The organism is Bradyrhizobium sp. (assembly GCF_036735945.1).
Lineage (GTDB): Bacteria > Pseudomonadota > Alphaproteobacteria > Rhizobiales > Xanthobacteraceae > Bradyrhizobium.
The window spans coordinates 21,239-29,803 of record NZ_DAINNI010000057.1; the positions used below are offsets into that span (position 1 = coordinate 21,239).

Annotated in this window: 8 protein-coding genes; 1 reads left to right on the forward strand and 7 read right to left on the reverse strand. The window is 62.2% G+C overall.

Going from position 1 to position 8,565, the window contains the following annotated elements; all coding sequences use genetic code 11:
* Positions 1 to 20 precede the first annotated feature (20 nt).
* Positions 21 to 968, forward strand: a complete 948-nt coding sequence (locus V7E26_RS18370; protein WP_324418596.1) for a DUF2155 domain-containing protein — start codon at positions 21 to 23, stop codon at positions 966 to 968.
* A 3-nt stretch (positions 969 to 971) separates the two neighbouring features.
* On the opposite strand, the gene aat is transcribed toward V7E26_RS18370, so the two are convergent.
* The 7 genes from aat to V7E26_RS18405 all read right to left on the reverse strand — a co-directional run.
* Entirely contained in the window at positions 972 to 1,646 is a 675-nt protein-coding gene (gene aat, locus V7E26_RS18375) for a leucyl/phenylalanyl-tRNA--protein transferase (RefSeq protein ID WP_324418598.1), read from the reverse strand.
* A 28-nt stretch (positions 1,647 to 1,674) separates the two neighbouring features.
* Positions 1,675 to 2,370 carry an amidohydrolase family protein gene (locus tag V7E26_RS18380; protein WP_324418600.1) on the reverse strand — a complete coding sequence of 232 codons (696 nt, stop codon included), beginning with the start codon at positions 2,368 to 2,370 and terminating at the stop codon, positions 1,675 to 1,677.
* A gap of 115 nt (positions 2,371 to 2,485) precedes the next feature.
* A complete protein-coding gene (locus V7E26_RS18385) occupies positions 2,486 to 3,991 on the reverse strand; it encodes a hypothetical protein (RefSeq protein ID WP_324418602.1) in 1,506 nt (501 codons plus the stop codon).
* Positions 3,992 to 4,389: 398 nt separating this feature from the next.
* Entirely contained in the window at positions 4,390 to 5,484 is a 1,095-nt protein-coding gene (locus V7E26_RS18390) for a sensor histidine kinase (protein ID WP_324418604.1), read from the reverse strand.
* Entirely contained in the window at positions 5,481 to 5,921 is a 441-nt protein-coding gene (locus V7E26_RS18395; protein ID WP_324418606.1) for a response regulator, read from the reverse strand. Before V7E26_RS18395 ends, V7E26_RS18390 begins: the two co-directional genes overlap by 4 nt.
* Positions 5,918 to 7,447 (reverse strand): sensor histidine kinase, encoded by a 1,530-nt coding sequence (locus V7E26_RS18400; RefSeq protein ID WP_324418607.1) that lies wholly within the window; start codon positions 7,445 to 7,447, stop codon positions 5,918 to 5,920. Before V7E26_RS18400 ends, V7E26_RS18395 begins: the two co-directional genes overlap by 4 nt.
* Positions 7,448 to 7,552: 105 nt before the next feature.
* Positions 7,553 to 8,565, reverse strand: a 1,013-nt coding sequence (locus tag V7E26_RS18405; protein ID WP_324418609.1) for an ATP-binding protein, incomplete at its 5' end; no start/stop codon positions are given.

The following is an 8,565-nucleotide window of genomic DNA, read 5'->3' on the forward strand; positions in this document are numbered from 1 at the left end:
GCCCCTTAAAGCCGCGCGAGATGCTTCGAACCATAGCCCTGACCGGACTTGCGGCCCTGATCGCCGCCACCATGGCCTCGCTCGCGCCATCGCCCGCGCAGGCGCAGATCGGCAATATCTTTTCCGATCCGCCGCTGCGGCCGCCGGGCGCGATTCCGCGCGGCAATCAGCAACAGCAGCAGCAACAGTTCCCGGACGACGACGAGGAAGTGCCGGAACTGCCGCGCGGCCGCCTGTTGCCGACCCCGAACCGGCCGCCGCCGGGGCAGGGCGCACCGCCGCCGGGAAGCTTCCAGTCGCAGCCGCTGGCGCCGCCGCCCGGCACGCCCCAGGGCACCCAGCCCGGCGTCGCGGTTCAACCGCCGCCGCCCGGACAGCGCCAGCCGCCGGCTTCCGCGGCCAAGAGCGTGCCGAGTTCGCCGGCGACCCTGCAGCCGGGCGACGAGGTCGTGTCCGAGCCGCCGGCCACCAAGATCACCAACAAGAAGGCGAGCTTCTCCGGCCTCGACAAGATCACCGGCCGCATCATCAATTTCGACGAGGACATCGGCGAGACCGTGCAGTTCGGCGCGCTGCGCGTGAAGACCAGCGCCTGCTACACGCGGCCGTCGACGGAAGCCGCCAACACCGACGCCTTCGTCGAGGTCGACGAGATCACGCTGCAGGGCGAGGTGAAGCGGATTTTCTCAGGCTGGATGTATGCCGCCAGCCCAGGCCTGCACGGCGTCGAGCATCCGGTCTACGACATCTGGCTGACCGACTGCAAAGGGCCCGACCAGACCATCGTCAGCGCGCAGCCCGATCCGCCGAAGCCGCCGGCGCCGCCGCCGGCCGCCAAGCGTCCGTCGCAGCCGAAGCAGGCTCAGCCACGTCCGCCGGGACCACCGCCGCAGCCGCAATTCCAGCAGCCGCAACAGGCGCCGCAGCAGCGGCCGGGCGGGCTGTTCGGCGGGTTGTTCGGGAACTAGCCGTCAGGAGCGCTTCGCGACGATCGCGAGCGCGTCCGCGCCGCTGATGCTCGCAGGCAATCGCATGAAATCCGCGGGCTCGCCCGCGATCGCCTTGTCGAGCAAGGCGCGATAGCGGCGCCGCGGAATCTCGGCGGCGCCGAAGCTGCGCAGATGTTCGGTGACATATTGCGTGTCGAGCAGCTCGAAGCCGCCGGCGATCAGCCGCGCCACCAGATGCACCAGTCCCACTTTCGATGCGTCACGAGCGCGGTGAAACATGCTCTCGCCGAAGAACGCCCGCCCCAGGCTGACGCCATAGAGGCCGCCGGCGAGGTCGCCGTCCTGCCAGACCTCGACGCTGTGACAGTGCCCGAGTTCGTGCAACCCCAGATAGAGATCGCGGATGCGCTTGTTGATCCAGGTGTCGTCGCGCCCGGGCTGCGGCGCCGCACAGCCGGCGATGACCGCCTTGAAGGCGGTATCGACAGTCACGCTGAATCCATCCGAGCGCACGGTGCGGGCGAGGCGCGAGGCGATGCGGAAGCCGTCGAGCGGAATCACCCCGCGCATTTCCGGCTCGACCCAGAACAGCGTCGGATCGTCAGCGCTCTCGGCCATCGGAAATATGCCGCAGGCATAGGCCCGCAGCAGCACGTCGGGCGTGATTTCGGAAGCGGCGGACTCGCGCGAGGTCATCTGCCGATGATAGCAGGACGCACGGGCCTCATGCTACTTGCCGAAACGGCTGCCAATCCCGGTAGCCGAACAGCCTGGCCGGGTTGGTCACCAGGATCTTCTGCAGTTCCGCCGCATCTGCCACGTAGCGATAAAGCAGTTCGAGCAGGTCGGCGTCGTTCGGCGGCTGCACCACCGAGACCGGATGCGGCCAGTCGCTGGCCCAGACGCAGCGGTCGGGAGCGGCTTCGATATAGGCGCGTGCGATCGGAATGACATCGTCCCAGGGCGGCCCCTTCTTCGAGGTCTTTTCGCCGAGCGACAGCATCACCCAGAAATTGCCCTTCGACAGAAGCTCCAGCATCTTCTGCAGGTTTGGATCGTCCTTGCCGGCCGTCGGATCGGGGCGTGCCATGTGGTCGATCAGGACGGGCACGTCGAGGTTCTCGTACTTGGCGACGCTGGAGACGATGCCGTCCATCTCCGGCTGGATCTTTGCGTACCAGCCGAGCTCGCGGATGCGTGCAATGGCGCGCGCGAAATCCTTGTCCGAGAGCACCGCGCCGAGTTCCTGCCGGAAGCTGAAGCGGGCGCCGCGCACGCCGGCGTCGTGCAGCTTCGAGAGATAGGTGTCATCCGCTTCGGCGAACACCAATGCGTTGGCGCAGCCGCGATAGTTCGGTCCCGTCGCCGCGAGCGCATCGAGCACCACGGCATGGTCGGCGCCGTAGGTCGTGGTCTGCACGATGATGCCGCGCTCGACGCCGAGCGTTTGTGGACGCGCAGCGCCGCTTCCCAGGTCGCTGATGGCATCTGATAGGCGGCACCAGGACGCACCGGATATTTCTCCGGGGCTAAATTCAATCCAATTGGCCGGTCGAATACCAGTTCTGCAACCGCTTAAGCGCCCTCTCACCCATCTGCTTATTGATTGGGTCCGCAAACTTGACGAAACGTTGCAATGCTGCCTTCCAAGCGTCGATAACCGACGCGTCATCCGAACGGTTGCGGGCGGCTGCCGCACAATCTAACAGCACATCCCGCTCCGCTTTCCATTGCGCATACAGATTGGCGATCTCGGCATTCGACATTTGAGGAGACTTTCCAAAGAATTGTTCGAAATTTCGCTCTTCGTCTAAGCCCGCGTTGTGTGATGTCGCCGCAATTATTTGAAGCGTCGATGTTGCGATGCTCAATTGCTTTGTGAATGCCTCAAAGTCCTTACTGTAGAGATCGAACCGCTCCGGATGAAAGCTGCTGCCAGGAAGCAAAAACTTGCTACGTAAGTGCGCAGACAGGCGGAGTAAAATGAGGGCATGATCAACGTCGAATTGTAGGGGATTTGAAAGAAAGGGGATAAAATAAACGTGCATAGAGCGAGTGCCGTCGTAATACTCGAAGTAGCGGGTAACAATAACCCTGTACATTTGACGTTTGGCAGACAGAAAAATCTGATCGTTGTCGACAGGACCTTCATCAAAGGCAGACTTAATTGCGCTCTCTATCGCTTCAGTCACAAACGGCGCATTCTTCGGATGCTTTCTGCATAATTCATCCTTGAAGGTCTTCCACGAAGCTTTCTTTCCAAAGGGCAGCACACCGAATATCTCGTAAACTTTTGTGTTTCCACTAGTGAGCTTAGTTTCATCACAAACCTCTTGTGCCGGTACTGGACAAGTCTTGTCCCATTCGAAATGAATGAAGTGTTGTTCAATATTGTGGCGCGCCACAACGCTCGAAAGCGCCTCCCTCAAATCCAGCTTCAATTGCGGGACGATCTTAACGCTTATCTCTGCTCGTCCTCCTTCCTGTGCGTTGACTAAGTCGGCCTCCTTTAGTTTGTCCTTGAACAAAGCAATGAATTTTCGGCGAACGATAAGATCGGACAGTTCGTGGAAGAATTTCTCTAACGCGTTCTCAGGGTCGATCTCCGCAGACTTATTTTTTTCATCCAGAGCGCTGACATCCAGCTTAATTCCTATCAGTCCTTGTAGCGGGCCTGGTGGCTCTTCGAAATATAAAGACACCGTCCGTTTGTCAGTGTGCTGGCACTCCTTCAGCTCCCTGTCGATCAGGTTAGCAAAGGCTCCAATTTCAAATCCGGTAAACGAATAGCTATTTTTAAGTCTCTCCGTATAGATAACGAAAAGAACGTCGCTCTCCTGTAGCTGATCGTGAATCTGACCTGTCAGCGAACCGCCCTGCTTAAAGGTGTGAACGTCGCGGACGATTGTCAGATTGGGATTATCGTCGTCTCGAAGCGCGTAGAATGCCTTTTCTAGCGCCGCAGCAATCAAGGTATCTTCGTGCGCGTAAGATATGAAAACTTGAGTATTTAACTTTGGAACAGGTGACGACGCGTTCATGGCTGAACTCGCTATCGGCTATTTTTTCCCACTCTTAAGTTAGTTGTGCACGGGAAATGGAGCAACCAAAATCTGTTTTGTCGTGAGGCCGCCGTGACAAATTAACCTGAAGCCCGCGACGGATGTTGCGTGTGCTGGCCCGCTGCGGACAATAGGCGCTGCACTGCACGCGAGGTGGTGGTCCCGGCGTCCTCTATCCACCCGGGGGCGGCTGGAGGCGGCGCCCGCGACAACGTAACGGCGCCCGCAAGCCAGTTGCCGCATCTTCGCGATAGCGGCGTCCAAAAGAGGGGATGCAAGGACTGCGAAGCCGAAGGTCCGCGCCTATCGTAAGAAATGTTGCGCAGAGCGCGACAACGCTCATATCAAGCAAGCGCGATCGAAGCGGCGACGCCGGCCTAACTCGCCGCGGCGCTGGCCGGTTTCGGCGACGCTGTCGGACGGATGCGGCGGAAGCGCAGCACGATCCGCGTGCCGTTATGATCGGGATCGCGTTCGACCGTGGCGTCGAGCTTGGAGGCCATCGCGCTGACGATACGCTGTCCCATCCCGGTGGAGCGCGGGTCCGACTTGCCGTTGAGACCGACGCCGTTGTCGGCGATCGCGACCACGAGGTCTTCGCCCTCGGTCTTGAGCTCGACATGGATCGGACCGGCGCCGTCGGGATAGGCGTATTTGACGGCGTTCATCACCAACTCGTTGACGATGATACCGATCGCCACCGCGCGGTCCGGATCGATCTCGATCGTCTCGGCCGCCAGCGTCAGGCGCGACATCTTGTTGCCTTCGGCCGAACGGCGCAGATCTTCCAGCAGGGCTTCCAGATACTGGTTCAGCAGCACGCTCTTGAGGTCGTGCGAGGTGTAGAGGCGGCGATGCACCTGCGCGACGGCGGCGACACGGCCCATTGCATTGGTCAGCGCCGCCTTGACGTCGTCCTGGCTTGCCGAATTGGCCTGCAAATGCAGCAGCGAAGCGATGATCTGCAGCGAGTTGCCGACGCGGTGATTGACTTCGCGCAGCAGCACTTCGCGTTCGGCGGCGAGCGCCGCATAGCGATCGCGCGAGGCGTGGACCTCGGCTTCGGCCTCGTCGCGCGCCCGCTGAAGTTCGGCCTGCCGGAGCGCGCCGCCGATCGCGGCCTGGAGCAGCGGAATGAACTCGCCGCCGACGTCCTTGACCAGATAGTCGGCGGCGCCGGCCTTCAGCGCGGTGACGGCGATTGCCGAATCCTGCGCGGCCGTGACGAACACGACCGGCGGGGCGCCCGGGATCGCCAGGATCCGCTCCAGCGTTTCGAGGCCGTCGAGCCCCGGCATGTACTGGTCAAGCGCAACGACGTCGATGCCACCCTGCGCCAGCCGCGCCAGTCCTTCCTCACCGCCGGCTGCGTGCACGACCTTGAAGCCTGACCGCGTCAGGCCGCGATCGACCAGCCGGGCAAGGCCGGCGTCGTCGTCGATATAGAGCAGTGTCGGCGTCGCAGGTTTCATGTGGCGGCCGGTGGGACCTGAATAACGGAAAAGAACAGACCGAGTTGACGGATCGCGTTGGCAAAGCTCTCGTAGTTCACGGGCTTGGTAATGTAGACGTTGCAACCGAGCTCGTAGCAGCGCTTGATCTCGTGCGAATCGTCTGTCGTGGTCAGGACCACGACCGGCGTGGTCTTGAGATACTTGTTTTCCTTGACCCGCTTCAGGATGTCGATGCCGGTCGTGTCGGGCAGGTTGAGGTCGAGCAGGATCAGGAGCGCGCTGCCCTTGTGGTCGAGGCCCGTTCCGTCCTGGCCGAACAGGTAGTTCAGCGCGGCTGTACCGTTGGTGAACGGGACGATCTCATTGTTGACACCGGAGCGGCGAATGTTCCGCTCGATCAACCGCGCGTGGCCTTCATCGTCCTCGATCATGATAATGGTAACAGGATTAGTCATGTACGTGTGTTCCGACTGGAAGACCAATTGATGGGCAATGTGATCGTGAACGTGCTGCCCTGGTGAAGTTCCGACGCGACCGACATGGTTCCTCCCAGACGTCGCACCAAAGCGCGGACATGCGCAAGGCCGATGCCTTGCCCCGGCCTGTCCTGGGTTCCCGCGCGGCGGAACAGGTCGAATATGCGCTGGTGGTCCTTGGGATCGATACCCCGTCCATTGTCAGATATCTCGAAGATCGCGAACCCCAGCTTGGTACGGCCACGCACCGTAATTTCACCGGGAACCCCAGTCTTCAGGTATTTGAGCGCATTGTCGATCAGATTGGAGAAAATCTGTTCCAGCGCAAGGCGATCACTGACGATATCAGGCAGCGCGTCGATCCGGATCTCGGCCTGGGCCTCGGCGGCCTGATGGGCCACGGTGGTCACGACGGCTTCCATCAATTCCCTGGTGTCGATCAAGACCGGATCGAACTCGCGCCGGCCCTCGCGGGTCAGGTTGAGGATCGCCGATATCAGGCGGTCCATCTTGCCGATCGATGACTTGATGAAGCCGAGCGCCTCGGAGAAGTCCTCCGAGAGCTGCTTGTCGGCGCCTTCGAGCTCGGGCTCGGCGGTATCGGTGGCGTTTTCCGCGGTGGCCGGCACGGCGGAGTGTGCGCGGGAGAGTGTTGCGATGCGTTTGAAGATGTCGCCGCGCAATTCCTCCAGTTCGCTGGTGAAGCCCATGATGTTCACCAGCGGCGAGCGCAAATCGTGGCTGACGATGTAGGCGAAGCGCTGAATCTCGTCATTGGCCTCGCGGAGATCAGCGGTGCGCTCGTCGACGGTGGTTTCGAGGTTGAGGTTGCTGTCGCGCAGCTTCGCCTCGGCCGCGTCGCGGGCGCGCGAGGAGCGCCGCACCAGGAAAATCGAGAGACCGGCCAGCGCGATCACCAGGCCGGATCCGGCGATCGTCACCGAGGAGGCGAGAACCTGCGTTCGATCGGCATCCTGTCTCCGCACGGCGAACAGGCGATCTTCCTCGGCGCGCATATCGCGTCCGGCCTGGGCGATGGCCTGCAAGGCGCCAGTCGCGGTGCCGTTGCGCAACACCGTTATGCTGGTGGCGACGTCGTTGTTCTTGACGCGATCGATGCCGCGGGCGAATTCGCTCAGGCGCTGCTCGACCGCCTTGCGCAGCCTGGCGTAGTTTTCGACCTGAACCGGGTTGTCGCCGGTAATTCTTGCAAGTTGGTCGGCTGCGGGCAGGATGTTGCCGGCCGCAGTCTCGTACTCGGCAAGGAACTGGGGCGCCGATGTCAGGAGATAGGCGCGCGTCGCGCTTTCGGCACGACGGATCTCCAGCAACAGATTGGAGATCTGGCTTTCGACCTCGACGGTATGCACGACGAGGCTGCTGGCATCACGGGCCTTGTTGACCAGGAGAACGGAGGTGGTGCTGATGGCGACCAGCACCAGAAACCCCGCCGACAGCAGCAGGATTTGCCAGACAGCGCGTCGGCGCTGAGCATCAGCCGTCACAATGATCTCGCGTCATGAAAATAGAACCGCCCCGCCAAAGCACCCCAGCACGTCATAATGCCGGAAGCCTCGATTGGTTCCATCGCGGCGGAACATTTCGGGCGGTTACGGCGCTTTGCCGTCCAGAGGCTGGCCGGCAAGGTACTGCTCCAGCCAGTGGATGTGGTAGTCGCCGTTGATGATATCGGTCTCGCGCACCAGCGCCCGGAACAGGGGCAGGGTGGTCTCGATGCCGTCGACCACCATCTCGTCGAGCGCCCGGCGCAGCCGCATCAGGCATTCGGCGCGCGTCTTGCCGTGCACGATCAGCTTGCCGACCAGCGAGTCGTAATAGGGCGGGATGACGTAGCCTTGGTAGACTGCGGAATCGATCCGCACGCCGAGCCCGCCGGGCGGGTGGAATTGCGTGATCCTGCCGGGCGAGGGGCGGAAGGTCTGCGGGTTTTCCGCGTTGACGCGGCACTCGATGGCATGGCCGATGATCGCGATCTCTTCCTGCTTCGCGGGCAGGTCGCCGCCGGCGGCGATGCGGATCTGCTCCAGCACGAGGTCGATGTCGGTGATGCTCTCGGTGACGGGATGCTCGACCTGGATGCGGGTGTTCATTTCGATGAAATAGAACTCGCCGTCCTCGTAGAGAAACTCGATAGTGCCGACGCCGAGATACTTCATGTCACGCATCGCCTTGGCGCAGGTCTCGCCAATCTTCGCGCGGGCGGCGGCGGCAAGCACCGGCGATGGGCCTTCTTCCCAGACCTTCTGGTGGCGCCGCTGCAGCGAGCAGTCGCGCTCGCCGAGATGGATCGCGCCGCCGCGACCGTCGCCGAGAATCTGGATCTCGATGTGGCGCGGCTTCTGCAGGTATTTTTCGAGATAGACGGAAGCGTCGCCGAACGCCGACTTGGCCTCGTTGGACGCCGTCGACAGCGCCAGCATCAGGTCGTCGGGGGTCTGCGCGACCTTCATGCCGCGTCCGCCGCCGCCGGCCGCCGCCTTCACCAGCACGGGGAAGCCGATCGATTTGGCGATCGCCATGGCGTCGTCGTCGGACGAGACCCCGCCGTCGGAGCCGGGCACCACGGGGATGCCGAGCCGCTTGGCGGTTTTCTTGGCCTCGA

Bases quoted from the DNA above. Each gene is read 5' to 3' on its own strand.
- V7E26_RS18385 (WP_324418602.1), bottom strand. From the start codon at position 3,991: ATGAACGCGTCGTCACCTGTTCCAAAGTTAAATACTCAAGTTTTCATA.
- aat (WP_324418598.1), bottom strand. From the start codon at position 1,646: ATGACCTCGCGCGAGTCCGCCGCTTCCGAAATCACGCCCGACGTGCTG.
- V7E26_RS18395 (WP_324418606.1), bottom strand. From the start codon at position 5,921: ATGACTAATCCTGTTACCATTATCATGATCGAGGACGATGAAGGCCAC.
- V7E26_RS18390 (WP_324418604.1), bottom strand. From the start codon at position 5,484: ATGAAACCTGCGACGCCGACACTGCTCTATATCGACGACGACGCCGGC.
- V7E26_RS18370 (WP_324418596.1), top strand. From the start codon at position 21: ATGCTTCGAACCATAGCCCTGACCGGACTTGCGGCCCTGATCGCCGCC.